The sequence below is a fragment of the Pseudoalteromonas shioyasakiensis genome, from assembly GCF_001550135.1.
Lineage (GTDB): Bacteria > Pseudomonadota > Gammaproteobacteria > Enterobacterales > Alteromonadaceae > Pseudoalteromonas > Pseudoalteromonas shioyasakiensis.
In genome coordinates this window covers 318,467-345,370 of sequence record NZ_LRUE01000005.1, presented here as the reverse complement: position 1 = coordinate 345,370, position 26,904 = coordinate 318,467, and the positions used below count along the sequence as shown (strand labels likewise).

22 protein-coding genes are annotated in these 26,904 nt (G+C 41.5%); 9 read left to right on the top strand and 13 right to left on the bottom strand.

The annotated features are described in order from the left end of the window. The first annotated feature begins 90 nt into the window (after positions 1–90). On the top strand, positions 91–1,419 hold the full coding sequence (locus PASHI_RS03330) for an IS4 family transposase (RefSeq protein WP_062564240.1): 1,329 nt from the start codon (positions 91–93) through the stop codon (positions 1,417–1,419). 54 nt (positions 1,420–1,473) lie between these two features. Here PASHI_RS03330 and PASHI_RS03325 read toward each other — a convergent pair whose 3' ends face one another. The 5 genes from PASHI_RS03325 to PASHI_RS03305 all read right to left on the bottom strand — a co-directional run bounded on the left by PASHI_RS03325 (position 1,474) and on the right by PASHI_RS03305 (position 7,953). Continuing rightward, the gene (locus PASHI_RS03325; RefSeq protein WP_062564580.1) at positions 1,474–2,355 is read right to left on the bottom strand and encodes a universal stress protein; all 882 of its coding nucleotides are present in this window, start codon (positions 2,353–2,355) and stop codon (positions 1,474–1,476) included. Positions 2,356–2,361: 6 nt separating this feature from the next. After that, positions 2,362–3,876, bottom strand: coding sequence for a SpoVR family protein (locus PASHI_RS03320; protein ID WP_062564579.1), 1,515 nt, complete (start codon positions 3,874–3,876; stop codon positions 2,362–2,364). 20 nt (positions 3,877–3,896) lie between these two features. Continuing rightward, positions 3,897–5,183 (bottom strand): YeaH/YhbH family protein, encoded by a 1,287-nt coding sequence (locus PASHI_RS03315; protein WP_062564578.1) that lies wholly within the window; start codon positions 5,181–5,183, stop codon positions 3,897–3,899. Between the two features lie 26 nt (positions 5,184–5,209). After that, a complete protein-coding gene (locus tag PASHI_RS03310) occupies positions 5,210–7,132 on the bottom strand; it encodes a PrkA family serine protein kinase (protein ID WP_054551538.1) in 1,923 nt (640 codons plus the stop codon). Between the two features lie 239 nt (positions 7,133–7,371). Further along, positions 7,372–7,953, bottom strand: coding sequence for a superoxide dismutase (locus tag PASHI_RS03305; RefSeq protein WP_062564577.1), 582 nt, complete (start codon positions 7,951–7,953; stop codon positions 7,372–7,374). 264 nt (positions 7,954–8,217) lie between these two features. Between PASHI_RS03305 and PASHI_RS03300 the strand changes: the two genes are divergently transcribed. From PASHI_RS03300 to PASHI_RS03290, 3 genes are all read left to right on the top strand, one after another. Continuing rightward, a complete protein-coding gene (locus PASHI_RS03300; RefSeq protein ID WP_054551536.1) occupies positions 8,218–8,556 on the top strand; it encodes a Grx4 family monothiol glutaredoxin in 339 nt (112 codons plus the stop codon). A 116-nt stretch (positions 8,557–8,672) separates the two neighbouring features. Further along, on the top strand, positions 8,673–9,209 hold the full coding sequence (locus PASHI_RS03295) for a hypothetical protein (protein WP_062564576.1): 537 nt from the start codon (positions 8,673–8,675) through the stop codon (positions 9,207–9,209). Then, entirely contained in the window at positions 9,193–9,567 is a 375-nt protein-coding gene (locus PASHI_RS03290; protein WP_062564575.1) for a hypothetical protein, read from the top strand. Before PASHI_RS03295 ends, PASHI_RS03290 begins: the two co-directional genes overlap by 17 nt. 57 nt (positions 9,568–9,624) lie before the next feature. Here the strand turns inward: PASHI_RS03290 and nfi are convergent, their stop codons facing one another. Continuing rightward, on the bottom strand, positions 9,625–10,251 hold the full coding sequence (gene nfi, locus PASHI_RS03285) for a deoxyribonuclease V (protein WP_062564574.1): 627 nt from the start codon (positions 10,249–10,251) through the stop codon (positions 9,625–9,627). 103 nt (positions 10,252–10,354) lie between these two features. Here nfi and PASHI_RS03280 point away from each other — a divergent pair, with 103 nt between their 5' ends. After that, positions 10,355–11,284 (top strand): hypothetical protein, encoded by a 930-nt coding sequence (locus PASHI_RS03280; RefSeq protein WP_062564573.1) that lies wholly within the window; start codon positions 10,355–10,357, stop codon positions 11,282–11,284. A gap of 115 nt (positions 11,285–11,399) precedes the next feature. Here the strand turns inward: PASHI_RS03280 and PASHI_RS03275 are convergent, their stop codons facing one another. The 6 genes from PASHI_RS03275 to PASHI_RS03250 all read right to left on the bottom strand — a co-directional run bounded on the left by PASHI_RS03275 (position 11,400) and on the right by PASHI_RS03250 (position 18,613). Next, positions 11,400–12,689, bottom strand: a complete 1,290-nt coding sequence (locus PASHI_RS03275; RefSeq protein ID WP_062564572.1) for a sensor histidine kinase — start codon at positions 12,687–12,689, stop codon at positions 11,400–11,402. Continuing rightward, entirely contained in the window at positions 12,689–14,017 is a 1,329-nt protein-coding gene (locus PASHI_RS03270; RefSeq protein WP_062564571.1) for a sigma-54-dependent transcriptional regulator, read from the bottom strand. Before PASHI_RS03270 ends, PASHI_RS03275 begins: the two co-directional genes overlap by 1 nt. An 81-nt stretch (positions 14,018–14,098) precedes the next feature. Further along, positions 14,099–15,304, bottom strand: a complete 1,206-nt coding sequence (locus PASHI_RS03265) for an ABC transporter permease (protein ID WP_062564570.1) — start codon at positions 15,302–15,304, stop codon at positions 14,099–14,101. Between the two features lie 10 nt (positions 15,305–15,314). After that, positions 15,315–16,628: an ABC transporter permease gene (locus PASHI_RS03260; protein ID WP_062564569.1), complete on the bottom strand. Its 1,314-nt coding sequence runs from the start codon at positions 16,626–16,628 to the stop codon at positions 15,315–15,317. A 2-nt stretch (positions 16,629–16,630) separates the two neighbouring features. Continuing rightward, positions 16,631–17,338, bottom strand: coding sequence for an ABC transporter ATP-binding protein (locus tag PASHI_RS03255; protein ID WP_054551528.1), 708 nt, complete (start codon positions 17,336–17,338; stop codon positions 16,631–16,633). 21 nt (positions 17,339–17,359) lie between these two features. Then, positions 17,360–18,613: an efflux RND transporter periplasmic adaptor subunit gene (locus PASHI_RS03250; protein ID WP_062564568.1), complete on the bottom strand. Its 1,254-nt coding sequence runs from the start codon at positions 18,611–18,613 to the stop codon at positions 17,360–17,362. A 696-nt stretch (positions 18,614–19,309) separates the two neighbouring features. Here PASHI_RS03250 and gltB point away from each other — a divergent pair. The 4 genes from gltB to PASHI_RS03230 all read left to right on the top strand — a co-directional run bounded on the left by gltB (position 19,310) and on the right by PASHI_RS03230 (position 26,373). Continuing rightward, positions 19,310–23,767, top strand: a complete 4,458-nt coding sequence (gene gltB / locus PASHI_RS03245; protein ID WP_062564567.1) for a glutamate synthase large subunit — start codon at positions 19,310–19,312, stop codon at positions 23,765–23,767. Positions 23,768–23,776: 9 nt separating this feature from the next. Further along, entirely contained in the window at positions 23,777–25,192 is a 1,416-nt protein-coding gene (locus tag PASHI_RS03240; RefSeq protein ID WP_062564566.1) for an FAD-dependent oxidoreductase, read from the top strand. A 262-nt stretch (positions 25,193–25,454) separates the two neighbouring features. Next, complete coding sequence (locus tag PASHI_RS03235; RefSeq protein WP_235575464.1) at positions 25,455–25,667, top strand: hypothetical protein; 213 nt, start codon at positions 25,455–25,457, stop codon at positions 25,665–25,667. Between the two features lie 13 nt (positions 25,668–25,680). Further along, on the top strand, positions 25,681–26,373 hold the full coding sequence (locus PASHI_RS03230) for a response regulator (RefSeq protein ID WP_062564565.1): 693 nt from the start codon (positions 25,681–25,683) through the stop codon (positions 26,371–26,373). Positions 26,374–26,395: 22 nt separating this feature from the next. Here PASHI_RS03230 and PASHI_RS03225 read toward each other — a convergent pair whose 3' ends face one another. Next, positions 26,396–26,857, bottom strand: a complete 462-nt coding sequence (locus PASHI_RS03225; RefSeq protein ID WP_062564564.1) for a hypothetical protein — start codon at positions 26,855–26,857, stop codon at positions 26,396–26,398. Between the last annotated feature and the right edge of the window lie 47 nt (positions 26,858–26,904).

Here is a 26,904-nt window from a genome sequence, read left to right as displayed (position 1 = left end):
CTAATGCTGATCAGTTAAGAAGTTGATCAGTTGACCGATCAGAATGATCATGCACAATCCGTAGTTAGGCAACTAACTACGGATTTTTTTGTGAATATAGAACAAGCTCTTCATTCTGCTTTCGAAGAAAGCACTCGTTATCACACGTTTGAAAAATTATCTGAAATTTTATCTTCTGACCTGATTGAACAAGGCTTTCAACAAGCTGGAGTAGCCACAGTTAGAAAGCGCAGGTTGCCTTTAGAAGCTGTGCTTTGGTCTGTTATTGGCATGGCATTATTTCGTAAAGAATCTGTCTGGAATATTGCGAATAAACTAGACATTATGCTGCCTGGCAAAAATCAGTTAGTCGCCCCGAGTGCCATGGTTCAAGCTCGCCAGCGATTAGGTGATGACCCCGTTAAGCAAGTCTTTAATAAAGCTGCTGATAATATGTACCATACAGAAGAGTTTGACACGTGGGCTGGGTTAAATTTATTAGCGGTTGATGGTGTTGTTTGGCGTACGGCCGATTCAGATGAGAATCGTGAAGCATTCTCATCGGCTAGCAACCAATATGGTGATACAGGATTCCCACAAATTCGCATGGTTTGTCATATGGAACTCACCAGCCACCAACTGATAAGCAGTGAGTTTGATAACTATAAGACGAATGAAATGAAGCTTGCTGAACGACTGATTGAGCGTACACCTAACCACTCGTTGACCATGTTTGATAAAGGGTACTATTCACTGGGCTTGTTAAATCGATGGCACAGCACTGGAGAAGAAAGGCATTGGCTAATACCTGCAAGACCTGATTTACAATACGAAGTCGTTTCTAAGGTTGGTAACAATGACCTGATAATTGAGCTCAAAACCACTAAGCATGCGCAAAAGAATTTCCCCGATGTTCCCGAAGTTATTAAAGCAAGACTGGTTAGTAAAACCATAAAAGGTAAAAATTACCGAATATTAACCTCGATGGTAGATAGACTTCGTTTTCCAAGTAGCGAAATAGTTGATTTATACAGCCATCGCTGGGAAATAGAATTAGGGTATCGAGAAATAAAGCAAACAATGCTAGATAGCACATACCACCTTCGGAGTAAGCGCCCTGATATGGTTAGACAGGAGCTATGGGGGATCCTCCTCGCATACAATTTAATTCGAAGGTTGATGACCCTAGCAGCAAAAGCTGAAGGAATATGGCCTAACCAACTCAGTTTCTCAAGCTGCTCGATGGCAGTTATTCAATACTTTTCATCAATATCAATTATGAGCCCCGGTAATATTCCAATTCACTGGGAGCATCTGTTAGGTACGCTGAGACTATTTAAACTGCCACCTAGAAGAGAAGATAGGCGATACCCAAGAGCGATAAAGCCTAAGCCATCAAAGTACCCACATAAAAAAAGAAATGCCAGTCAGCTTAACTGACTGGCATTGGGCTAATAAGCCCCTTTTTTATAACAATCCGATTAAGTTTGCGGGTTAAACCCCGAGTGGCGGTAGAACAAGAATATCTGTTTTAAGTAGCTTCATGACTTTTTCGGCAGTATTACCAATTAAATGACCTTTAATACCTGTATTACCCACCGACCCCATAATCACTAAGTCTGCATTTAATTTAGCTGCAACACTTGGGATCACTTGCTCAACGACACCGGCTTTGATTTTAAGCTTGTCTTTTAAGTCGTGGGCTTCGATTAAGGTACGCTGTGCTACGGGTAGCTTTTCAAAGGCGTTAATCACTTGCTCATCTGAAAATACAATGCCTAAATCACGTAAAAACGGCGATACATGTACGGTATAACAAGCGTAAAACTCGCTGTCGTAGTCTTTAGCATAGGCTAAGCCTGCTTTGATAATTGCTTCGTTTAAACAGTATTTAGTCGCCTTTTCGCTGCCTAAATCAAGGGCTGCCAGTACATTGGTATTGTTACGCCACTTGTTATCGGCGGCCAAATAAAGCGGTAGTGGACTAAAGCGAATAAGCTGCCAGTCTAGCTCTGTAAATTGCGTTTCTTCGTCGATGTGGCGAGTTTTAATCACCATTTCATAGTCTGACGTATCAAGCTCATTGGCTAGCCACTGTACTGGGCTTTCATGCCACAGGGTTTGCAAAGTATAGCTACCATCATCTAAATGCTCACTGATAAGTGGAGCAAGTGCTGCACGGACTTTAGCGAGCTCTTTGTCTTGAATAGCGAGCGCTTCATCAGGTGGAATAGAGAATAAAATGTTATTGGTGTCTTCGTAGCTAAAAGCAACAATATCAATATGCTTCACGCCTTTGGCTTTTTGCTTTGCATGTAATATAGACGTTTTAGCATCGGCTGTAGAGTCGATGATCACCAGTATTTTTTTATTCATTTTTGGCTACTCTGTTGTGTGTCGGGTATCACTGCTTGGGCATTCACCCAATAATGAAACTTCACCTGTTGCGGTTTCTTGTTCCAGTTTTACCTTAAAGCCCCATAGCCTGTAAAGGTGTTTTAACACTTCATCTTTTGATTTAGCTAACGGAATATTGTTATGCGGTACATAACGCAGAGTAAGTGAACGATCTCCTCTAATATCAACATTATAGACTTGAATATTTGGTTCGTGATTACTTAGATTGTATTGTGCCGATAAGGTTTCACGAACCTGGTGATAGCCCATTTCATCATGGATGGCACCGACATTGAGGGTCGGCTCTTTTTCATGATCAATAATGGTAAACAACTTAAAATCACGAATAATTTTTGGCGATAAAAACTGGCTAATAAAGCTCTCGTCTTTAAAGTTTTGCATTGCAAAATGCAGGGTATCTAACCAATCGCTGCCGGCATACTCCGGAAACCATTTTTTGTCTTCTTCTGTTGGGTTTTCACAAATACGGCGAATATCAACCATCATGTTAAAGCCAAGAGCATAGGGGTTGATCCCTGAATAATAATTGCTGTTGTAGGGCGGTTGATACACCACATTGGTGTGACTTTGTAAAAACTCGAGCATAAAGGCATCGGTGAGCTTACCTTCATCGTACAGGTGGTTCAAAATGGTGTAATGCCAAAACGTAGCCCAGCCCTCATTCATCACTTGAGTTTGTTTTTGTGGGTAAAAATATTGCGAAATTTTACGCACAATTCGAATTATTTCTCGTTGCCATGACTCTAGCAGCGGCGCATTTTTTTCGATGAAGTACAAAATGTTTTCTTGTGGCTCCTCTGGAAAACGGCGCTCACGCTTTTTCGACTCTTGCTGCGAAGTAGGGATTGTGCGCCACAACTCGTTGACTTGTGATTGTAAGTAGTCTTCACGTTCTTGTTGGCGTTTTTGTTCTTCAAAAAGTGAAATACGTTGCGGGCGTTTGTAGCGGTCAACACCATAATTCATTAACGCATGGCATGAATCAATCAGGTTTTCGACCTCGGTAATACCGTATTTCTCTTCGCACTTGGCAATGTAATTTTTGGCAAATAATAAGTAATCGATAATTGAGCTGGCATCAGTCCAGGTTTTAAATAAGTAATTGCCTTTAAAAAATGAGTTGTGACCATAGCAGGCGTGGGCCATTACCAAGGCTTGCATTGGCAGTGTGTTTTCTTCCATTAAATAAGCAATACACGGGTCTGAGTTAATAACAATTTCATAAGCGAGGCCCATTTGCCCTCGCTTATAGTTTTGCTCTGTTTGAATGAATTTTTTACCATACGACCAGTGGCTGTAGCCAATTGGCATTCCCACACTCGAATAGGCATCCATCATTTGTTCAGCAGTGATCACCTCTATTTGATTCGGGTAGGTATCGAGTTTATAAATTTTCGCTACCCGTTCAATTTCAGTTTGATACTCTGCTAATAGATCAAATGTCCAATCAGGACCGTCGCTAATACGTTTATCGGCCATACTTTACCTCACTGGCAAGGCTATGCGGCGCCTTGCTGCTGACGATTCTTTTTAAATAATTCACGGAAAATAGGGTAAATGTCCTCAACGCCACGAATGTGTTGCATGGCAAAATTGTCGTGGGTTTGCACTATTGATTGATACTCTCGCCATAAACTTTGATGAGCACGGGCAGTAATTTCGATATAGGCGTAATAGCGCACCGCCTTTAACAGTTTATTACGTAAAATTTCGCCACAGTTTGGCGAATCATCAGCCCAGTTATCGCCATCAGAGGCTTGCGCTGCGTAAATATTCCACTCTTCTGGGTTATAGCGCTCGGCGATGATTTCGTTCATCAGTTTTAATGCACTTGATACTATGGTGCCACCCGTTTCTTGAGAATAGAAAAACTCTTGCTCATCGACTTCTTTCGCTTGGGTATGATGGCGAATATAAACAACCTCTATATTTTTGTAGCTACGAGTTAAAAATTGATAAAGCAGAATATAAAAGCGTTTTGCCATGTCTTTCGTTGCTTGATCCATCGAGCCAGACACATCCATTAAACAAAACATCACAGCTTTGCTTGTTGGGTGTGGTTGCTTTTCATAATTACGAAAACGTAAGTCGTAATTATCAATAAATGGCACTGCTTTAATGCGGTTTTGCAGCTTCTCAATTTGTCGTTCAAGTAAAGCAATTGCCGCCTTGTCTGGCTGCTCTTCAGCTTGTAGCAGAGCGAGCTGACCCTCAAGCTCTGCAAGGTGACGTTTTTTGCCTGCAGTCATCGCCACTCTTCGAGCAAGCGAGCCTTGTAGTGAGCGAACAATATCAATATTGCTTGGCATGCCGTCGTTACAAAAACCAGCGCGATGGGTTTTCATCTGCACCAGTTTATCGAGCTGGTTTTGCTGCAGGTTAGGCAGTTCAAGATCTTCGAACAGTAAATCTAAGTATTCATCTTTTGAAATAGAAAATACAAAGTCGTCTTGTCCTTCACCAGAGTCACTGGCTTCACCTTCGCCGCTACCACCACCTTGACCGCCTCCTTGCGGGCGCTTGATTTTATCGCCCGTAGAGAATTGGTCATTGCCTGGGTGGATCTGTTCACGGTCGCCACCACGTCCTTGATGAAAAATAGGCTCACTGATATCACGCTGCGGAATAGAGATACTCTCGCCGCTGGTGGTATCGGTTACGCTGCGCTTATTAATGGCATCAGATACCGCTTCTTTAATCTGTTTTTTATAACGCCTGATGAACCGTTGACGATTCAAGGTACTTTTGTTTTTTCCATTCAGGCGTCGGTCAATAAAATGCGCCATAACAACCCCCTTAAAACAAACGTTTTTTACTGCGATTTTCTAACGCGTAAATACCATTCAGAAAGTAAACGTACTTGTTTTTGGGTATAGCCTTTCTCAACCATACGATTGACAAAGTCTTCGTGTTTTTTCTGATCTTCAGCCGAGGTTTTCGCATTGAAGGAAATAACCGGCAGCAGATCTTCGGTATTTGAGAACATTTTCTTCTCAATAACTGTGCGAAGTTTTTCGTAGCTGGTCCAAAGCGGATTCTTGCCTTGGTTGTGGGCACGCGCCCGCAGTACGAAATTAACTATCTCATTACGGAAATCTTTAGGGTTTGAAATACCCGCAGGTTTTTCAATCTTCTCAAGTTCTGCGTTAAGAGCTGCACGGTCAAATAACTGGCCGGTATCTGGGTCACGGTATTCTTGATCTTGGATCCAGAAATCTGCATAAGTAACGTAGCGGTCAAAGATGTTTTGCCCATATTCTGAGTACGATTCTAAATAGGCTGTTTGTAACTCTTTCCCGATAAACTCTACATACTGAGGAATGAGGTATCCTTTTAAGTGGCTTAAGTAACGCTCTTCAACATCGGCGGTAAATTGCTCTCGCTCAATTTGCTGTTCAAGAACATAGAATAAGTGCACTGGGTTGGCTGCCACTTCAGTGGTATCGAAGTTAAATACCCGCGATAGGATCTTGAACGCAAAGCGAGTAGAAAGCCCTGTCATGCCCTCATCAACACCTGCGTAATCGCGGTATTCTTGATACGACTTCGCCTTCGGATCGGTGTCTTTTAAGCTTTCGCCGTCATAGACCCGCATTTTTGAATAGATACTTGAGTTTTCTGGCTCTTTAATACGCGAAAGGGTGGTAAATTGAGCCAGTGTTTTTAATGTGCCCGGTGCGCAAGGGGCATCATGTAATTCACTGTTTTCGAGTAGTTTGTTGTAAATTTTAACTTCTTCAGATACACGTAAACAATAAGGCACTTTGACGATGTAAACACGGTCTAAAAATGCTTCATTGTTTTTGTTGTTCTTAAATGTTTGCCATTCAGATTCATTTGAGTGAGCTAAAATCATGCCATTGAACGGCAGGGCACTAATGCCTTCTGTGCCGTTGTAATTGCCTTCTTGCGTGGCTGTAAGCAGTGGGTGTAGCACCTTGATTGGCGCTTTAAACATTTCCACAAATTCCATTAAGCCTTGGTTTGCTAAACAAAGTGCACCTGAGTAGGCATACGCATCAGGGTCGTTCTGTGCAAAGTGCTCAAGCTGGCGAATATCTACCTTACCAACTAACGCTGAAATGTCTTGATTGTTTTCATCGCCGGGCTCGGTTTTCGCAATCGCGACTTGATTTAAAATAGATGGGAAGCGCTTAACCACTCTAAATTGGCTAATATCACCATTAAATTCACTTAAGCGTTTTGCAGCCCATGGTGACATCACGGTTTTTAAATAACGCGGTTTAATGCCGTATTCTTTTTCTAAAAGCTCTGCGTCTTCATTTGGGTCAAATAACGCTAAAGGGTGGTCGTTAACAGGCGAGCCTTTGATTGAGTAAATAGGTACCTGCTGCATTAAGTATTTTAGCTTTTCAGCAATAGATGATTTACCGCCACCTACTGGGCCAAGTAAATACAGTACTTGCTTACATTCTTCTAAGCCTTGCGCAGCATGTTTTAAATAAGAGACAATTTGTTCAATGGCATCTTCCATACCATAAAAATCGTGAAATGCAGGGTAGCGTGCAACTACGCGATTAGAAAACAGCCTGCTTAAGCGCGCATCGGTTGATGTGTCGATAATCTCCGGCTCACCAATGGCCATCAGTAGCCGTTCAGGTGCGCTGGCATAAGCTGATTTATCCTTCTTACAGATCTCGAGAAATTCCTCAATACTGTATTCTTCTTCTTGCGCTGCTTCGTATCGTGATTGGTAATGCTCAAAAATACTCATAGAGACCTCCGAAAACCCGCTAAAATGACGTGTAATTAGATTAAGAGAAAAGCAAAGGCTAATTAAAGCTTAGTCACGATTTTGAATTTTTGCGCAAGAAAATTAAGAATTTAATTGAAAAAAGCTCATCTTGATTACGCTTTTTGGCTGAGGGCTTGGCTGCGACTTAGAAGGGGCGTGCACTGGCAATAAAAAAGACGCCGAAGCGTCTTTTTTTGATTACTGTGTGTAACAGAAGATTAAGCGAAGTTAGCGTTCGCGAAGTCCCAGTTAACTAAAGCCCAGAAACCTTTTAGGTAATCTGGACGAACGTTACGGTAATCGATGTAGTAAGCGTGTTCCCAAAGATCCACAGTTAGGATTGGAGTAACACCTTCATCAGTTAAAGGCGTTGCAGCATTTGATGTGTTAACGATATCAAGTGTGCCGTCAGCTAGTTTAACTAACCAAGTCCAGCTTGAACCGAAGTTGTTTACTGCTTTGTCGTTTAACGCTTCTTTGAATGCCTCGAAAGAACCCCATTTAGCGTTGATCGCGTCAGCGATTGCGCCTGTAGGCTCGCCACCGCCGTTTGGAGATAGGCTGTTCCAGTAGAACGTGTGGTTCCAGATTTGTGCAGCATTGTTAAATACGCCACCTTCTGAAGAACATACGATTTCTTCTAGAGATTTGTTTTCGAATTCTGTGCCTGGGATCAGACCGTTTAATTTCACAACGTAAGTGTTGTGGTGTTTACCGTGGTGAAACTCTAGAGTCTCTTTTGAAATATGTGGCTCTAATGCATCGATTGCGTATGGTAGTGACGGTAGTTCAAATGCCATTTTTTATCTCCATCTTCTTGGTTGATAGTCCACTCAGTTATAGGTAATAGCAAGGTAAACCGCGTACTTCCCTATACCAAGTGGTATTATAGTGTTACTATAATTGTTGAGTATTTTACTCAAGTTTTAGCAAACAGCAATGCTATTGCTAAAGACTATTTAAAATTGTGGCTACGAATGCCGATTTTAAGTTATATATCTGAGGCCACAGTGAAACTTTTTCAAGGCCAATGTAGTAAGCCAATGTCTTTTTTGAGGTTGTAAATGGAAACCATCGATAAAATTAAACAGCAAATTTCTGAAAATCCTATCCTTCTTTACATGAAAGGATCACCAAAGTTACCTAACTGTGGTTTTTCTTCACAAGCATCACAAGCACTTATGGCGTGTGGTGAGCAGTTTGCTTACGTTGACATTCTACTTAACCCAGATATCCGTGCAGAGTTACCTGCATACGCAAACTGGCCAACTTTCCCACAACTATGGGTAGAAGGCGAGCTTATCGGTGGTTGTGACATTATCATCGAAATGTTTCAACGTGGTGAATTACAGCCACTAATCACTGAAACAGCTGCAAAGTACAAAGAAAAAGACGCTGAATAATTATATTTAGTGTAGAAAGAAGCCGCTGATTGCGGCTTTTTTTGTATCCATTTGCTTAGTTAAGCACAACTTTAAAATAAAATGCATGTTCAAATTTCTGCTGGGTTGGTTATTAAATGAAATGTGAAGCTCCACCACTTGTTGTGTCTGATGCGCTAGAAAAACGGGAAAATACCTACTTTTTCAAAGGAGCGCCCTTTACGGGCGTTGCTATTTATGCTGAAAGTGGGGTTGTTGTTAGCAAAAAGCAATTTTTTAATGGCGAAATATTGGGAGATTACAATTTCCCTTATATCGATATTAAAGGGCTTGAGTTATTAGATAGCATCATTGATGAAGAATGGGATGGAAACTTACAGCTTTTTCATGAAGGTAAGCCTTTTAATGGTGTTGTCTATGAGGTTGCTTACGGCTGGGTGTGTGATGTACGTTGTATTATTGAAGGGTGGGAATTAGATGGTTTGTCTCAACATTTTCAAAAGCATGATTGTTATTCTGAATTAATTTATGGCGCCGGTCCTATTCAGTATGAATATATATGGAATGAGCCTTCAGTGTTGTCTTATTACAAAGTGAAGGTTCAAGCAGAGGATAAAAGAAGTTTAAAGTTATCATTTAATAAAGAGAATAAGCTTCGTGGTATATATCTATAAGAGTATTGACGATATCTTTTCTTTGAATGCTAAGGTTGATGACTCACCGCTAAAAATCACGAGTTTTAGCGATATAAAAAAATTGCTTTCTGATAATGTTATAGAGCTTAGCCTACAAGACGTAACGGATATAACATTTTCAGAATTACTGCCGTCGCTGTTAGAGTTCCCAGTTAATAGGCTTTTAGTTTCAAATATTAGCTGGGGTGTTTTATACGAGCTGAAAAAACATGCTTGGCTGGAGCTAGAAGAGCTAAGCTTTCACCATTTAGTTAATTTAACATTAGATGAGGTCATTTCTTTTAGAAATGATAATTTTAAGAAGGTAAAAATATTATACAAACTTAAGCTTTATTAATGAGTTAAGATTTATGTTTTTCATAAGTCTTTTCTCTATGTTCTTTTAAAGTTTTATTTACCAGTTGATTTGATCAGCTTGACGTGTTGTCTCGGGAAGTCGGTATTTAGGCGTTAGCTTGAGGACCCACCCAACTGCTGTATCTAGTGATACTTTATGGCCAATAGATACATAAACGGGTTTAATGTTATCTTGTGTGCGTAACACTTTGCCAATAACTTCGTCGTTATCTAATAAATCTGCCGTTGCGCCGCGGTGCTCTGCAAGTTCATTAAACTCGCCTAATAACTTGGTTTTTCCGCAACCTATGGTGGGGATATCTAATATGACACCCAAGTGGCAAGCAAGACCAAAACGCCGTGGATGTGCAAGGCCATGGCCATCGCAAACAATTAAATCAGGTGTTATGGTCAGTTTGTTATATGCATTTAAAAGCGGTGGCACTTCACGAAATGAAAATAGCCCTGGTATATAAGGAAAGCTGATGGGCTCAATACTAGTTTGTACTTCAAGTACTTTTAATGTATCAGCATTCAGTACCGTAATTGCGCCAACAACTTCAGATGATTGTTCGTTATAAGCAACATCGACACCAGCAATTGTCTTAACACACTGCTTTTCATCGGATGCTCTTACTTTTTTAGAGAGCGACAGCTGTGCTTCTTTTAAACTATTGATATCCATAACATCTTAAAAATTCTAAGTATAATGTGAGATTTTATCATAATAAAAAATGCTAGTTGTATGAAAAATAAAGTTTATTATTACTCATCAAAAAAGCAGTGACATGTTAATAATGAATAAAAAATTAGAAAAATTTTTACGAAAGCGTAAGCGTGCAATCAAAGGCCCGGAAAAGTATAAAAATATCTTTGAGGATAATATTGTTAGAATTACTCACTATATTGAGCATGGTAAAACCCAGGGAGAAGAGTTTTCTAATGAGCGATTACCTTTTGCTCCTTGGGAAAAGCTTAATATTGAACTGTCAGGCCAATGTAAAATTTACGAAAATATTGCACAAGCTAGTTTAGTTAAGGACAGCGTAATTGATGCAGAGCACTTAAGTTATTATTTAAATTATGGGTACTATGAATTAGCAATTGCGCATATAAAGCAAAAACGCTGTTTTATTCGTTTTGGAGTTGAAAACGAAGGAGTTATTTCACCTGGTAGTGTATTTCAATTAGCTACAGCTGTTTTATTACATCAGTATGATTATGCGCGGCAATTTTATAGATTATTCGAAAACGGTTATATGAAAAACTGGATAAACCGTTCGAAAAGTCATATTGGTGATTTTATTATCTTGCTGTTTGATAGGGCCAAAGGTGACAATACTTTAAAACCGATCGTAGATGATTTTGCTTACCAATCTATTATAGATAACTGGGATAGTACAGACTTAACAAAAGTTACCTCTTATCTAAATCAGTTATGTGACGATCAAGTCGCTCAGGTTGCATCACCACCGAGTAAGATGTTTTTTGAGTTCGATAATATGAACTGGCAATTTACACCTTATGCTGCACTTATGCTGCTAACGCTAAGAGCACAACATGGCCTTGAGAACCCTGATTTTGAGCACCCAGGTTTTGGGAATGTGACTTCTTTACTATTAACACAGCCTGTAGCCCCTCAAAAAGATGAAGTGCTTGAACAACTCGTTGCCAAGTTACATGAGCAAGGTTTCAACGAAAAGGCTTTATTAGCATAGAGGTTTAAATAAGTGGTAATTTAATCAGTATGATACGACTTAGCATTGCAAAAGCTCATATTATGTTACGGGTTTCTTTGTTAATCATGATCCATATCGAATGTGTTAAAGGCTATTAGGGCAGCAAAACATGGACGCTTAATCCACCTTGCTCGCGGTTATGCAAGCTAATTTGCCCGTGGTGTGCTTCAACTATTTCCCTGCAAAGTGCTAGCCCTAAGCCACTGCCTGTTGCTTTGGTTGAGTAAAAGGGAATAAGTGCGTTTGCCATTACAGCTTCACTCATGCCTTTGCCTTTATCACTCACCGTAATGTGTGTGCCACTTGCTTCTTGTTGCACAGTTAAGCTGACATCTTCGGGGTTTGAACCCGATTCATAGGCATTTTTTAATAAGTTTATAAGTAACTGTTCGAGCTGAGTGTGATCAGCATCAGTTGTCACTCGCTCATCAAGTGATACCTTGACCTGCCACTGACTTTTTAATTGCTCAATCAGTGTCGGCCAGTTAATCGTTGATAGTTGAGGGGTGGGTAACTTGGCAAATTTACCATAGCCTTGTACAAACTCATTAAGGTGTTTTATGCGCTCTTCAATGGTGGTAAATACCCGTTTTAAACGTGGTTCATCGACTTCTTTCGTTAATAGTTGCGCGCTATGAAGCATCGACGACATTGGCCCTAGGGAGTTGTTAAGCTCATGGCTAATGATACGAATAACTTTTTTCCATACCTCTACTTCTTGGCGGCTTAGCTCGCGAGTCAGCTGTTTAAAAACATACAGTTGATGAAACTGATTATTAAGTAATAATCGGCCTGTTGCCATATGCCAAGTTTGTGATTCTTGGTCTGCTTTGTCGAGGGTAAATAAACCATCAACGCCTTTGTGAATCGCACGCGTTAATTGCTCGCAGCTTGAATCTAGTAAGTTTTCAAGCTTGGTGCCTTCAAGGGCTGATTTAGCATCGAGTAAGCTGCGGGCACTGTGGTTGCTATAAACAATAAAGCCTTGGTCGTTGGTCAAAAGCACGGCTTGTGGCGAGCTTTGCAGTACTTTGTCGAGCATCAACTCACGCTGATAAATCCATTGTTTTTCTTGGCGAAGCTGTTTTGCGGTTTGGTTATAAAGCCGGCATAAATCACCAAGTTCATCGCTGCCATCATAAGCTAATAATGTAGCCAGCTCACCATCTTTAAAATTAAGCAGCCCGGTTTCGAGTGAGTTCATACCATCAATGAGCGGAGCTGATAATTGCGCGGCAAAGAATCCGCTGATCAAGGTGCAAGCGAGTAGGGCTAATAGGCTGTAAAGCAAGCTGATGCCCGCAAAATAACACACCAACACAAGCGGCAATGCAGATGCTGCAATACATAAGGTTATGATTTTATATCGAAACGAAAAACGCATTAGTATTCAATCTTAAATTTATCAAGTCTGCGATAAAGCGCTTGGCGGCTTAAGCCAAAATGGCGAGCCACTTTAGCAATCACACCTTTGTACTCACGCATGGCAAGTTCGATCTCTTGTTTGTTAGGCTCAACTCTTGTTTGTGTTGGGGTGTTTGTTTCAACTTGTAAGCCAAAATCAGCAAGCTCAATCACCCCTGTGGGTTTTAAAACTGCAGCACGTTTACAGGCATTTTCAAGCTCACGAACATTACCCGGCCAGCTATGGGCGAGCAGGGCTTTTTCTGTACTTAGTGACAGTGTGCGCTCAGGTAAAAAGTGTGCAACCAAAGCTAAAATATCATCGGGGCGATGGGCAAGGCTTGGCAAATTTAACTCAATTACATTTAAGCGGTAGTAAAGGTCTTCACGAAATTGACCTGTTTTAATTGCATGGTTTAAATCTTCATTAGTTGCTGAAATCACCCGCACATTCACTTTACGTGTTTGTGTTGAGCCTAAACGTTCAAATTCACCAGTTTGTAAAATGCGTAATAATTTCATTTGCCCAGAAAGTGGTAAGTTACCAATTTCGTCTAAAAATAGGGTGCCACCATTGGCCGCTTCAAAACGACCAATACGCTGTTTAGTAATACCTGTATATGCGCCCGCTTCGGCACCAAATAATTCAGCCTCAATAAGCTCGCTTGGTAAAGCACCCGCATTAACAGTGATAAAAGGTTTATCTGCTAATAATGAATTGGCCTGTATTATTTGCGCAATGCGCTCTTTACCACTGCCGTTAGGGCCTGTGATCAACACTGAAATATCTGATTTAGCCACTTGAATCGCAAGATTAACAATGTGCTCCATAGCGGTACTTTTATAAACCAAGCCTACTAAATTTGCTTGTTGTACAGATGCGTCACGTTCTTGCTGGTGGCGGTTAAAGGTTTCGTTTTGTTGTTTTGCTTTACCCAGCTCGATTAGGTTATTTACACAAGTAAGTAGCTTGGCGTCGTCCCATGGTTTTGGTAAATAATCAGCAGCCCCAGCTTTGACAAGTTCAACGGCAGTAGAAAGCTCTGTCCATGCGGTGATCAAAATAATCGGTAGGTGAGGATTAATGTCTCTTAAGGCATAAAAAAGTTCTTTGCCCTCTTCGCCTGAAGTGGTGTCGGCGGTGAAATTCATGTCTTGAATAACAAGCGCAATACGTTGGTATTGTACGGCCTGAATTGCCTCGAAAGGGTTACTTGCTGTAACAACATCAAAACCGTGAATTTCGAGTAATAACGACAATGCATCCAAAATGGCTGGGTTATCGTCGACGATAAGTATTTTTTCCATATTTTTGTTTTAGTTATTTTCCTAATAAGGGTGCAAGATGAATGCTACACTGTTAATCCAGTGTAGCATAGGTTGGGAGAACTAAATTGTTCGAGTTGCAATGCTCGGTGAGATATTCGCCGCCCGTTTTGCAGGGGCAAGTACTGCTAATAAACTCATAACGAACACTGCCAGCGCCGTAGCAAGCACGTAGCTAATATCAAGCTGAGCAATTGAAAAGTGCTGCATCAGTAATTGTCCTAAATACACGGCAGCAATCACACCAATCACTAAACCAACTATGCATATCATGGCGTTTTCAACTAAGAAGTAGCTGATAATGGCCGATTTTCTGGCGCCTAAAGCGCGGCGAGTGCCTATTTGTTTAGTACGCTTACTAATATTGAACAGCGTTAGGCCGAAAATACCCAGGGCCGTCACCAACACTAAAATAGTAATAAGTACAATCAGCATGCGCATCATTAATGTATCTTCAGCCATGTATGACTCTTTATCGTCATCTAAGCCACGAATGCGAGAAATAACACGTTTGTTGTAGTTTTTCAGCATGGCTTCTTCAACACGGTTCATGACCGATTGACGTTGACCAGGCTCTGTTCTAACCACAAAGCGTGCATTTGTACCAGGCTTAATAAAAGGCAGCAGTGCTACGTTATCTGGGCGGCTGTCTTTAAGCCATGGGCCCTTCATAAGATCAATTACACCAATTATTTTCATTGGAATATCACCAAAATAGACTGTTTGCCCTAAACCATTGCCGTCAGGGAACAACTCATCGAGTAGAGTTTTAGTGACAACCGTTACTTTTGAAAGCTCATCATAGTTATCGGTGACAATCACTTCATCTTCGGTGTAATTGCGCCCAGCAATGAGTTTTACACCATAGGTATTGATGCCATGCTCATCGATAAACATGTAAGAGCTACGTGCTGATTTACTCTCTTCAGGTGCTGGCTTTAAACTAAAATCTGACGAAGAACCACTGCCCGAAAGCGGTGTGTTACTCGAATAAGCAGCATCGACTACCCCAGGTATTTGACGAAGCATGGCTTCATCAAGCTCATATTGCTGAGACGGCGACACATCTTTGCCAAACATCATGACATTAAAAACAAAAATGTCTTGTTCAGGGTAGCCTGTTTCTTGGCTTAAATAGCTAATTCTGTCTTGAATAATAAACGCCGCGTTACTAACAATTGCAGTGGTGATGGCAATTTGGATCAGTAATAAAATAGCGCCAACTTTTGAGCGGCATAAGGCGTGAAAGATAGGTTTGATTTCTAACATGGTGTCTTCCTTATTGGCTCTTAAGGTAAATAGCAGGGTTGGTTTTACACACCAGCCAAGCAGGATACAGACCCGCTATAACACAGGTGCTAATTGCAATCACAGGTGCGCTGAGTAACATGCTCAAGTCCATTGTGGCTAAGCTTTGGTAGTAGCTATAGCTTTGACGTACGCCTAATAACCCCACTTGCGCCAAAATAATTCCGAAGATGCCACCTAAGAAACCTAACATGGCTACCTCAACAATATGTTGAAAGAATATTTGGCGTTTACTGGCACCTAATGCACGGCGTACACCGACCTCCGGAGCGCGACGTAAAAATTTCGCAAGTAACAAGCCTAAGATGTTGGCAAGGCATACCGCTAAAAACATAAAGCTTAGGCCAACCAGAATTTCGTTGTCTTCGCTGACAACATTGTTGTACTTCATCCACTCATTTACATCACGTAGGGTGGCGGTTAATTTTTCACGGTTAAAACGACCTAGCTTCTGTTGTTCTTGCATATAGGCCATTAAAAAGTCTTGGTAAGCTTGCTTTTCTGCAGGTGTTTTTAGTTCAACCCAAAACTGTAACCACACCATTTCTGAATTGAGCTTGTCATTAAAGGTATTGGTTTTTTCGTGCTTCCAACCATTGGTATTACCCCAGTTTTCAAGCTGGCGTGCTTTCATTAGGCTAAATGGTAAAAACAGTTGTTCGGTCTTATTAAATGCACCGTTGTTCAGATCATAATATTTGGTGGTGATATCCCAATCATCAATCACGCCAATAACTTCGTAACTTGCATCATCAAGGTACACCATTTTGCCTACCGGGTTTTCACCAGCAAAGAGCTTGTCGTTTAATTCTTTATTGATCACTACAACAGGTGCTGCGTCGGCTTCTTGTTGCGCGCTCCAAACCCCACCATAAATAAACGATAGGTTAAACATATCGAAAAAATCAGGGGTGGTTAGACGGGCTTGACCAATAAAAGGTTTAACTTTATCTGAGTCTAAATAAACCGAAAAACCCGTTCTAACCATAGTGACACGTTTGCCACCAGCTTTGGCCTGGTTAAGATTAACCGCATCTTGATAGGTTAATTGCAGTGGCATGTTATCGACTGTCCACCACGTACGGCCTTCATCCATGGTTTGTAACTGCACAGAATAAAGATCGCTACTTTTTTCAGGAATAGGGTCTGCCGACATCATGTGATACACAGATAAACTTGTCATGGTTACGCCAATACCAATGGCAATAGCCAGCACCATTAAAAAGCTTACTAGTGGCGTGCGCTTAAAGCTGCGCCAGCTTAAATCTAAATAATGAAGGAACATGGTTACACTCCAGCCGCTTTAAGGTTTTGGGTGCCTTGATACAAAGTGAAGTCTGCGAGTTGGCCATCAACAACTTGGATATTACGAGGTGCTCTGCGGGCAAGCTCTGGATCATGGGTTACCATGATGATGGTTGCGCCATCACGGTTGATTTGCTCAAGCAGCTCCATTACCTGACGCGCCATTAGGCTATCTAAATTACCAGTTGGCTCATCGGCGAGTAAAAAGCGTGGTTCACCTGCAAGGGCTCTTGCAATGGCCACACGTTGCTGTTGACCACCAGAAAGTTGTTGCGGTAAGTGTTTAGCGCGTGAGGCTAAACCAACTTGCTCAAGGCATTGTTCAATTCGGCGTTTACGCTCAGCAGCTTTGATACCGCGATAACGCAGTGGTACTTCAATATTTTCATACAAGTTCAAATCTGGAATAAGGTTGAAGCCTTGGAAAATAAAACCAATTTTTTGATTACGGAGATCTGCGCGCTGGTTGTCATTTAATTTACCCACATCAATACCGTCTAGCATGTATTGGCCTTCGCTAAACGGCTCCAACATACCGGCAATGTTTAAAAAGGTGGTTTTACCTGAGCCACTCGGACCCGTTACGGCAATAAATTCACCTTCTTCTACTTGTAGGTTGAAGTCGCGAAGGGCGTGCGTTTGTACCATATCTGTTTGATATACTTTGCTGATGTTGTTCATTGTAAGCATGTTGATTATTCCTTTTATTTGTTAGCGTAAAACCAGTGTGGGTGCTTTTTTAAAGCGATCGTAATTCGAGATAATTAACTTATCGCCAGGCTCTACGCCTTCGATAATCTCGACAGCATTGATACTGCTTGCACCGGTTTTTATATCGATTAAATAAGCCATGTCACCGTCAACTTTATAAGCATGGGTGCCACCTTGTTGTAAGAATGCGCCGCGTTTTACCTGCAATACATTGTCGCGATTCTCTAATAAAATACGTGCGGTTAAGCGTTGGTTTTGGCGAATGCCAGAAATCTCATTGTCAAAGCGTACGCGGGTAGTGACCTCGCGATTATTCACTTCAGGCGAAATAGCCGATAGGGTGCCTGTTACATGACGTGCGCCTAAAGTAAGTTCTACTTGCATACCAAGACCTAGCTCGTTGGCGTAGCTTTCTGGTACTTGCAGTTCTGCTTCAAAGTTACTTAAATCGACCAATGTCATTAACGGTTGGCTTTGTGTTACCGCCTCTTTTTGTTGCACTAATAAGTTACCCACAATGCCGCTTACGCTGGCTGTAATGGTGAGTTCATTTACTTGCCTTAGTAAGTCATCAACAATCAATTGCTGACGCGCCAGATCGCGCTCTGCTGCTTTTAGCTCAAATGCGAGGGTATCTTTAGCTAAGCTGACTTCTTGCTCAGCATGCTTATAAGAAAGCTTGGCACGAGCTAAATCATCAACGGCTTTTTCTAAATCTATTTGGCTGATCAAATGTTTCTCGATAGAGATTTTAGCGCGGCGGTTTTCTCTATCTGCGGCATTTAGTTCTACCTGAGCTAAATCGAGTGCTTTGGTAAGGCTCAGCTTTTGCCTGCGCGCTTCAAGTTGCTTGCGTTGTAATTCGCCTTCTAATCGCGCTAATACTGATTGTTGCTGTTTTAATTCGTTGGTTAGCTCAGGGCTGGTAACGGTTGCAATAACTTCATTTACTTCAACGCTATCACCGGCTTTTACTTTTAAATCGACAAAGCCACGTTCAGGGCTGTAAACCTTTGGCGCATTGGCTGCAACGATTTTACCGCTCGCTGCCACATCTCTGGTGAGCGTCTTTTGGCTCACTTCACTAATTTGTAGGCTTGCTGCATCAACCGAAATGCTGCCATCGTTACTGGCAAACAAAGCTTGAAAGCCAAGCGCACCAACAAGTATTACCCCCGCTGCTAACATAAGTGGTTTTTTAATGGTGCTTTTCTTAGCCACGGTAATATCTTGGGCGCTGGTATCCTTAATCATCATAACTCCTTACGATTCTCAAAACACACAATCATGAAGCCAACGGCAAGCATGGTAAGTGGAGAAGCCATAAACAAACTGATAGTGAACATTTTGAAATCCTCAATTTCGCTGATGTTTTATTTATACCAGTAGCGTGCCAAAACTTAATGTATTGATTTTTAATGTATTTTATTTTATTTGATGAGTTACTGCCTGTCCGCGGACAGAAAAAGTGTCCGCAGCGGACACTTTTAAATTGCTGTTTGTTGACGCATAGGTAAAGAAACTCAGTCATTGCGACTAAGGTAGTCTGCTCAGATACATAGTTTGTAACTATGCTAAAGCCAAGAGTAAATAATGATGCAGTTAGGTTAGCCGAGACCCCGTAAAATACTGCATTGATATTCATAATATGAATAATTATTCAAAATAAAGTGCAGTTTACGTTAACGTAAAGAGGCGGGTTTTTAGATTGTTTTTTTACAAGTTGTTAAATTTGACACCAGTGTCATAAAAAAATAACGGGTAAAATGCGACTAAATGTAAAAAAATAGCATAGAATTTAAAAAGTGCCTTAAGTGAGAAATATTCATGAATATGAATATGTATTCAAAACTCTATTGACTCATGAGGTATTTGGCGATAGTTTTGTTCGTCTGCTAGCACTGTCACAAAAGACTGAACCGCTAGTCGTTGTAGCAAGGGGAGGGGTCTATGTTATACGACTCAAAATTAGAAAAAGATAATTGTGGCTTTGGCTTAATAGCCCAGGTCAATGGTCAGGCGAGTCACCGCTTGATTCGAACAGCAATCACTGGCTTAGATCGCATGGAACACCGTGGGGGTATTTCTGCTGATGGTAAAACAGGTGATGGCTGTGGTTTATTAATGCAAAAACCTGATAGTTTCTTTCGCGCTATTGCCAGCGAACATGATTGGCATCTAGGAAAGAACTACGCCGTTGGCATGGTATTTCTAAATGCTGATCCTGTACTTGCGCAAACAGCTAAAGATGTGTTGAGTGAAGAACTCGAAAAAGAAACCTTGAGCATTCAAGGCTGGCGCGTAGTACCGACTGATGCGTCATGTTTAGGGCCAATTGCAAAAAAACAACTACCAGGCTTTGAACAAATTTTTGTAAGCGCACCAGAAGGCTGGCGTCCAAAAGATTTAGAACGTCGTTTATATGTAGCGCGTCGTCGTGCTGAAAAACGCCTCGAAAACGATGAACATTTTTATATTGCCAGCTTATCTGGTTTAGTTACTGTCTATAAAGGCTTAATGATGCCTGTAGACTTACCTAACTTTTATTTAGACCTAGCTGACATTCGCATGACCAGTGCGATTTGTGTATTCCACCAACGTTTCTCTACTAATACACAACCTCGTTGGCCACTGGCGCAACCATTCCGCTATTTAGCGCATAATGGTGAAATTAATACGATTCAAGGTAACCGCCAATGGGCCCGTGCCCGTGCGTATAAGTTTGCCTCACCACTTATTCCTGATTTGCAATCAGCAGCACCATTCGTTAATGAAAGCGGCTCAGACTCTTCTAGCTTAGATAATATGCTTGAATTGTTCTTAGCCGGTGGCATGGATTTATTCCGTGCAATGCGTATGCTTGTGCCGCCAGCATGGCAAAAAAACCGTGCTATGGATGATGACCTTCGTGCATTCTACGACTTTAACTCAATGCATATGGAACCATGGGATGGCCCTGCTGGTATTGTAATGTCTGACGGTCGTTTTGCAGCTTGTAACCTTGACCGTAACGGTTTACGCCCTGCGCGCTATGTAATCACTCAAGATGGTTTTATTACCCTTGCCTCAGAAGTAGGTATTTGGGACTACGCGCCAGACGAAGTGGTTGAGAAAGGCCGTGTTGGCCCTGGTGAGTTATTAGTTATTGATACTCATCAAGGTAAAATTTGGCATTCAGATGAGATTGACCAAGATCTTAAGTCACGCCATCCATATAAAGCATGGCTTGAAGCAAACGTTAAGCGTTTAACGCCATTTGAACAGTTATCTGAAAAAGATGCGGGTAACCGTTCTTTTGATGACGAAACACTGCTTAAGTATCAAAAAATGTTTGGCTACACCAACGAAGAGCTTGATAGCGTGATTCGTGTTATGGGTGAAAATGGTCAAGAAGCAACAGGTTCAATGGGTGATGACACGCCATTTGCGGTACTGTCAGAGGGTCATCGTTCACTGTTCGATTACTTCCGACAGAAATTTGCGCAAGTAACGAACCCACCAATTGATCCGCTTCGTGAAAATCACGTTATGTCACTGGCAACCTGTATTGGTAGTGAGCAAAACGTATTTAACGAAACAACCGGCCATGCTAAGCGTTTACAGTTTGATACGCCGATTTTGATGTATGCTGATATGCAACAGTTGATCAATGCTGACGATGAGCATTACAGCTACTGTAAAATTGATATCACTTACACACTAGAAGAAGGCTTAGAAAACGCAATTACACGTATTTGTGATGAAGCACAAGAAAAAGCAGCGTCAGGCTGTGTCATGCTTATTTTAAGTGATCGTAACTTTAGCGAAACGCATTTGCCGATCCCGGCTGCGATGGCGGTTGGTTCAATTCAAAAGCGTTTAGTCGATAATAATTTACGTTGTGAATCTAATATCATCATCGAATCAGGCAGTGTCCGTGATGCGCATCAATTTGCGGTATTACTTGGTTTTGGTGCAACGGCAATTTATCCGTACCTTGCTTATGAATCATTAGTTGCAATGAGCGACAAAAAGACCCTGAACAAAAGCTATTGCGAAGTAACGCTTGCTTATCGTAATGCGATTAATAAGGGTCTGTATAAAATTATGTCGAAAATGGGTATCAGTACTGTCGCTTCGTACCGCTGCTCAATGTTATTTGAGGCAGTTGGTTTATCAGATGCGGTTGTAGAAACTTGTTTTAACGGTGTAGCTAGTCGTATTAAAGGGGCGTGTTTCACTGATTTTGATGATGATCAACGTAAACTTCATAAGTTGGCATTTAGTAAACGTAAGTTATTAAGCCATGGTGGCTTACTAAAATATGTTCACGGTGGTGAGTACCATGCTTATAACCCAGATGTTATTCAAACACTACAAAAAGCAGTGCGCTCTGGAGATTATAAAGACTATTTGGCTTATGCTGATTTAGTAAATAACCGCCCGATAACCAATTTACGTGACATGCTGGCGGTGAAAATTCCTGATACAGGTGTGAGTGTTGATGACGTAGAGCCAGCAACTGAGCTGTACAAACGTTTTGACTCAGCAGCAATGAGTATTGGTGCATTATCGCCAGAAGCGCATGAAGCACTCGCGATTGCAATGAACCGCTTAGGTGGTTGTTCAAACTCTGGTGAAGGTGGTGAAGACAAGCTTCGCTACGGTACAGAGAAAAACTCACGTATTAAGCAAGTTGCTTCGGGCCGTTTTGGTGTAACGCCACATTACTTACGTAGCGCTGATGTCATTCAAATTAAAGTGGCGCAAGGTGCAAAACCAGGTGAGGGTGGTCAATTACCGGGTGAAAAAGTAACGCCGTATATTGCAAAATTACGTTACTCGGTACCGGGTGTGACCTTGATTTCGCCTCCGCCGCATCACGATATTTACTCAATTGAAGATTTAGCCCAGCTTATTTTCGATTTAAAACAAGTAAACCCAGATGCACTGATCTCGGTGAAACTCGTTTCTGAGCCGGGTGTAGGTACTATCGCAACTGGCGTAGCTAAAGCCTATGCCGATTTAATTACCATTGCTGGTTATGACGGTGGCACAGGTGCAAGCCCGCTTACTTCTGTTAAGTATGCAGGTAGCCCTTGGGAGCTTGGTCTTGCTGAAACCCAGCAAGCGCTGGTAGAAAATGGTTTACGTCACCGTATTCGCTTGCAAACTGATGGTGGTCTTAAAACGGGTTTAGACATCATTAAGGCGGCTATTTTAGGTGCTGAAAGCTTTGGCTTTGGTACTGGCCCTATGGTAGCACTAGGTTGTAAATACTTGCGTATTTGTCACTTAAATAACTGTGCGACCGGTGTTGCAACGCAAGACGATACGCTGCGCCAAAAGCATTATCATGGCCTGCCAGAAATGGCGATGAACTACTTCAAGTTTATAGCCGAAGAAGCACGCCAAATTATGGCAAGCTTAGGTGTTACTCGTTTAACTGATTTAATTGGTCGTTTGGACTTACTTGAAGCAATTGAAGGCAACACAGAAAAACAAAAGAAAGTCGATCTGTCGTCTGTGATTGCTGTGCCTAACAACCCTACGGGTGAAACCTTATATTGTAGTGCGCCAAATAGCTCACACTACTTAGGTCAGCTAAATGAAACCTTGCTTGAAAAAGCCAAGCAAGCAATCGATGAAAAATCGGGTATCTCGCTGGTTAACCGTATTTGTAATACAGACCGCTCAGTGGGCGCTATGTTGTCAGGCTATATCGCCTCTAAACATGGTAACCAAGGTATGGCTGCTGATCCTGTCTCTATTGAGCTTCATGGTACAGCGGGTCAATCATTCGGTGTATGGAATGCTGGTGGCCTTGAAATGACCCTCGTTGGTGATGCTAATGACTATGTTGGTAAAGGCATGGCTGGCGGTAAGCTAGTAATTCGCCCACCGCTGGGTTCATCATTCGAAAGCCACAAAGCAACCATTGCCGGTAATACCTGTTTATATGGTGCAACGGGCGGTAAATTATTTGCTGCAGGCTGCGCTGGTGAGCGTTTTGCAGTGCGTAACTCAGGCGTGCAAGCGGTTGTAGAAGGTGTTGGTGACAACGGCTGTGAATACATGACAGGTGGTGTGGTTTGCGTACTTGGCAAAGTGGGTATCAACTTTGGTGCAGGTATGACAGGGGGGTTTGCTTATATTCTTGATGAAGGCAATGACTTTGAAAAACGCATTAACCCTGAGCTTGTTGAAATTGTTACCCTTGAAGGGTTGGCGTCACACCAAGAACATTTACGTGGACTCATTGCTGAGCATTTAGAGCTTACAGGCTCAAACCGCGCTGAGCAGATTTTAGCTAACTTCGATTTATACATGCCTATGTTTAAATTAGTTAAGCCAAAATCTAGTGATGTAAAAAGTTTACTCGGACACCGAGCGCGCAGCAGCGCAGAGCTTCGTGTTCAGGCTCAGTAAGGGGGTAGTATGAGCGAAAATGTATACCAGTTTATCGATGTACAACGTGTTGATCCGCGTAAAAAGCCAATTTCAGCACGTAAACAATCTTTCGTAGAAATCTACGAGCCATTTTCTGAGACACAAGTTAACTCACAGGCGGATCGCTGTTTAGATTGTGGTAATCCGTACTGTGAATGGAAATGCCCAGTACATAACTATATTCCACAATGGTTAAAGCTCATTCGTACTGGCCGTATTTTAGAAGCGGCAGAGCTGTCTCACCGTACAAATAGCTTACCAGAGGTGTGTGGACGAGTTTGTCCACAAGATCGCTTATGTGAAGGCTCTTGCACACTTGAAGAAGAGTTTGGTGCTGTCACTATCGGTAATATCGAAAAGTACATCACTGATACGGCATTTAAAATGGGCTGGAAACCAGATATGTCGTATGTGGTTTGGTCTGACAAAAAAGTGGCTATCATTGGTGCAGGCCCAGCTGGCTTAGGTTGTGCGGATATCTTAGTACGTAACGGTGTTAAGCCTGTGGTGTTTGACCGTCACCCAGAAATCGGTGGCCTTCTTACGTTTGGTATTCCTTCATTCAAACTTGAAAAAGAAGTAATGCAAAAGCGTCGTGAAATTTTCACTGAAATGGGTGTCGAGTTTCAGCTAAACACTGAAGTTGGCGTTGATATTACGCTTGATGAAATCTTAGCAGAATATGATGCCGTATTCTTAGGTGTTGGTACTTATCAAAGTATGCGTGCAGGCCTTGAAAACGAAGATGCTGATGGTGTGTTTGATGCACTGCCGTTCTTAATTGGTAACACAAACCGTGTTATGGGCTATGCAGAAGATAAGCAAGCTTATATCGATATGGCGAACGAAAAAGTCGTTGTATTAGGTGGTGGTGATACAGCAATGGACTGTGTGAGAACCTCTATTCGACAAGGTGCTGCAAAAGTAACCTGTGCTTATCGTCGTGACGAAGAAAACATGCCAGGCTCAAAACGTGAAGTTAAAAATGCCCGTGAAGAGGGTGTTGAATTTACCTTTAACGTTCAACCTAAAGGTATTGTGGTTGACGAACAAGGCAAAGTTGCAGGCGTAAAAATGGTTAAAACTCAGTTGGGTGAACCAGATGAGAATGGCCGTCGTCGTGCCGAAGAAGTGGCCGGTTCTGAACATGTTATTGAAGCAACTAAAGTGCTAATGGCATTTGGTTTTAAACCTCATAAAATGGATTGGTTGGAGCCGTATGGCGTTGAAATCAATCATTGGGGTGGCATTAATGCTCCTGAGCAAGGAGAATTTACTCACCAAACAACGAACCCTAAAATCTTTGCGGGTGGTGATATAGTTCGCGGTTCAGATTTAGTTGTTACAGCTATTTTCGAAGGCCGAAATGCCGCTGAAGGGATTATGGATTACTTAGACGTTTAATTCTAAAGCGCCATTCAACATTTTTAAAAGCAAGCTACCGAGCTTGCTTTTTTATTGCCTATTTTTTAGCTGTTTTGAGAATCAAATCAAGATTCAGAAAAATAATGAAAAAATAACGCTTATTACCTACAATCTACGAATGAATTTTACAGTTAAATAGAAAAAATTCATTATTTCGTACTAACTCCATATTTGCTCCATATTGTTGCGTTTTAATGTTTATCAGAGGCAGAAGCCCATCTGAATATTTGATGCTAACAACATGGATAAAAAGAAAATGTTTTGCGAACACACAAATAACGAGCAGTTAAGCTTTTTTCAGCCAAGTTCAAAATCTGAAAATGATTTACTCAATGAGGTCATGAATAGTGAAGACCTGCACGATATTCTGACTATGGTTTTACTAGATGAGACCTTATCAGACGCCCTTAAAGCGATGGTGAAGCAACAACTAAAAACAATAAAAAAAATATAAAACGGAAATAAAAATGCCGCAGATATTAGTCGTTGAAGACGACTTAGATATTGCAGAACAAGTGCTGTTGTTCTTCAATGCATCTGGCTTTACTACTCACCACATCACTGATGGCAGTGCTGTGGTGTCGTGGGTTAAAGAAAATAATCCGGATGCAATAATTCTAGATGTAATGTTGCCCAATTTAGATGGCGTGGAATGCATGAAGCAGATCCGCGCTTTTTCTATGGTGCCTATTATTATGGTAACCGCTAAAGTCGAAGAGGCTGATAGGTTGAAAGGGCTAGAACATGGCGCTGATGACTATGTCTGTAAACCTTTTAGCGGTGCAGAGCTGGTGATGCGTGTTAAAGCTATTTTAAGGCGCTGCGCGCCAGTATCTAGTCGCAATGAAATTGTTGAAACGCCAGCTACTATTTGTTTAAACGAAGATGCGCTTGAAGTTGAGATTAAAGGCGTGTCTTTGGGTTTAACTAAAGTGGAATTTGACGTATTTAAGCTTTTGTACAAAGCTCCTAAGCGCGTTTTTTCAAGACAGCAGATACTTGATCATATTCAACCCAATAACTTTGATATTACCGACCGCGTAATTGACAGTCATATCAAAAATATTCGCAAAAAACTAAAGAATTTACAGTTCTCTCCTAAGATAGTCGCTTCCGTTTACGGTGCAGGCTATCGCTATGATGAACGTCAAATCGATTGATTTGGCGTTCATCGCTTTCATATCAATTACACACTGTACGTTCACCTTTTCGAATAGAATGGCTGAACACATACACTGATAATTCTCTTGCTTGAATATCTTGCCAAATGCGTTTGCTAGGACTAGGGCACAACGCATAATGTAAATATTGACTTAACGCCTCACCTTCAAGGGCTATCGCAGTAGGCGTTTGTACATAAACCTGAATCGCATTAGTAGAGTACTTTATTTGATTTAAGCGCCACTGGCCCATTAAGAATTGCTTTGCAAAGAACTGAGAAATACGTTGTTTAGCAGCTTCAGATAGTGGAGGGTACTCTATTGGCTTTTCGTAGCTTGCATAATAGAGTCCTGCACTTAACATTATGCTGGCAAGGGCCGCGTAAATTGGCAGTGGCGACTTTTTGGTTTTTTTAACTTTGCTTTGGCGGTGTTTACGCTCAACAGATTTTGCCCATTGAGCGTGCTTTAATGACTCTGACATGGTTCCATTCCACAGTAGTTTATAGTGCTATTTAAGCAATAAAATGT

What these genes read in the sequence shown, in the direction of transcription:
- PASHI_RS03325 (WP_062564580.1), bottom strand. Translation starts at nt 2,355, where the DNA reads ATGAATAAAAAAATACTGGTGATCATCGACTCTACAGCCGATGCTAAA.
- PASHI_RS03320 (WP_062564579.1), bottom strand. Translation starts at nt 3,876, where the DNA reads ATGGCCGATAAACGTATTAGCGACGGTCCTGATTGGACATTTGATCTA.
- PASHI_RS03315 (WP_062564578.1), bottom strand. Translation starts at nt 5,183, where the DNA reads ATGGCGCATTTTATTGACCGACGCCTGAATGGAAAAAACAAAAGTACC.
- PASHI_RS03310 (WP_054551538.1), bottom strand. Translation starts at nt 7,132, where the DNA reads ATGAGTATTTTTGAGCATTACCAATCACGATACGAAGCAGCGCAAGAA.
- PASHI_RS03305 (WP_062564577.1), bottom strand. Translation starts at nt 7,953, where the DNA reads ATGGCATTTGAACTACCGTCACTACCATACGCAATCGATGCATTAGAG.
- PASHI_RS03300 (WP_054551536.1), top strand. Translation starts at nt 8,218, where the DNA reads ATGGAAACCATCGATAAAATTAAACAGCAAATTTCTGAAAATCCTATC.
- PASHI_RS03295 (WP_062564576.1), top strand. Translation starts at nt 8,673, where the DNA reads ATGAAATGTGAAGCTCCACCACTTGTTGTGTCTGATGCGCTAGAAAAA.
- nfi (WP_062564574.1), bottom strand. Translation starts at nt 10,251, where the DNA reads ATGGATATCAATAGTTTAAAAGAAGCACAGCTGTCGCTCTCTAAAAAA.
- PASHI_RS03280 (WP_062564573.1), top strand. Translation starts at nt 10,355, where the DNA reads ATGTTAATAATGAATAAAAAATTAGAAAAATTTTTACGAAAGCGTAAG.
- PASHI_RS03275 (WP_062564572.1), bottom strand. Translation starts at nt 12,689, where the DNA reads ATGCGTTTTTCGTTTCGATATAAAATCATAACCTTATGTATTGCAGCA.
- PASHI_RS03270 (WP_062564571.1), bottom strand. Translation starts at nt 14,017, where the DNA reads ATGGAAAAAATACTTATCGTCGACGATAACCCAGCCATTTTGGATGCA.
- PASHI_RS03265 (WP_062564570.1), bottom strand. Translation starts at nt 15,304, where the DNA reads ATGTTAGAAATCAAACCTATCTTTCACGCCTTATGCCGCTCAAAAGTT.
- PASHI_RS03260 (WP_062564569.1), bottom strand. Translation starts at nt 16,628, where the DNA reads ATGTTCCTTCATTATTTAGATTTAAGCTGGCGCAGCTTTAAGCGCACG.
- PASHI_RS03255 (WP_054551528.1), bottom strand. Translation starts at nt 17,338, where the DNA reads ATGCTTACAATGAACAACATCAGCAAAGTATATCAAACAGATATGGTA.
- PASHI_RS03250 (WP_062564568.1), bottom strand. Translation starts at nt 18,613, where the DNA reads ATGATTAAGGATACCAGCGCCCAAGATATTACCGTGGCTAAGAAAAGC.
- gltB (WP_062564567.1), top strand. Translation starts at nt 19,310, where the DNA reads ATGTTATACGACTCAAAATTAGAAAAAGATAATTGTGGCTTTGGCTTA.
- PASHI_RS03240 (WP_062564566.1), top strand. Translation starts at nt 23,777, where the DNA reads ATGAGCGAAAATGTATACCAGTTTATCGATGTACAACGTGTTGATCCG.
- PASHI_RS03235 (WP_235575464.1), top strand. Translation starts at nt 25,455, where the DNA reads ATGGATAAAAAGAAAATGTTTTGCGAACACACAAATAACGAGCAGTTA.
- PASHI_RS03230 (WP_062564565.1), top strand. Translation starts at nt 25,681, where the DNA reads ATGCCGCAGATATTAGTCGTTGAAGACGACTTAGATATTGCAGAACAA.
- PASHI_RS03225 (WP_062564564.1), bottom strand. Translation starts at nt 26,857, where the DNA reads ATGTCAGAGTCATTAAAGCACGCTCAATGGGCAAAATCTGTTGAGCGT.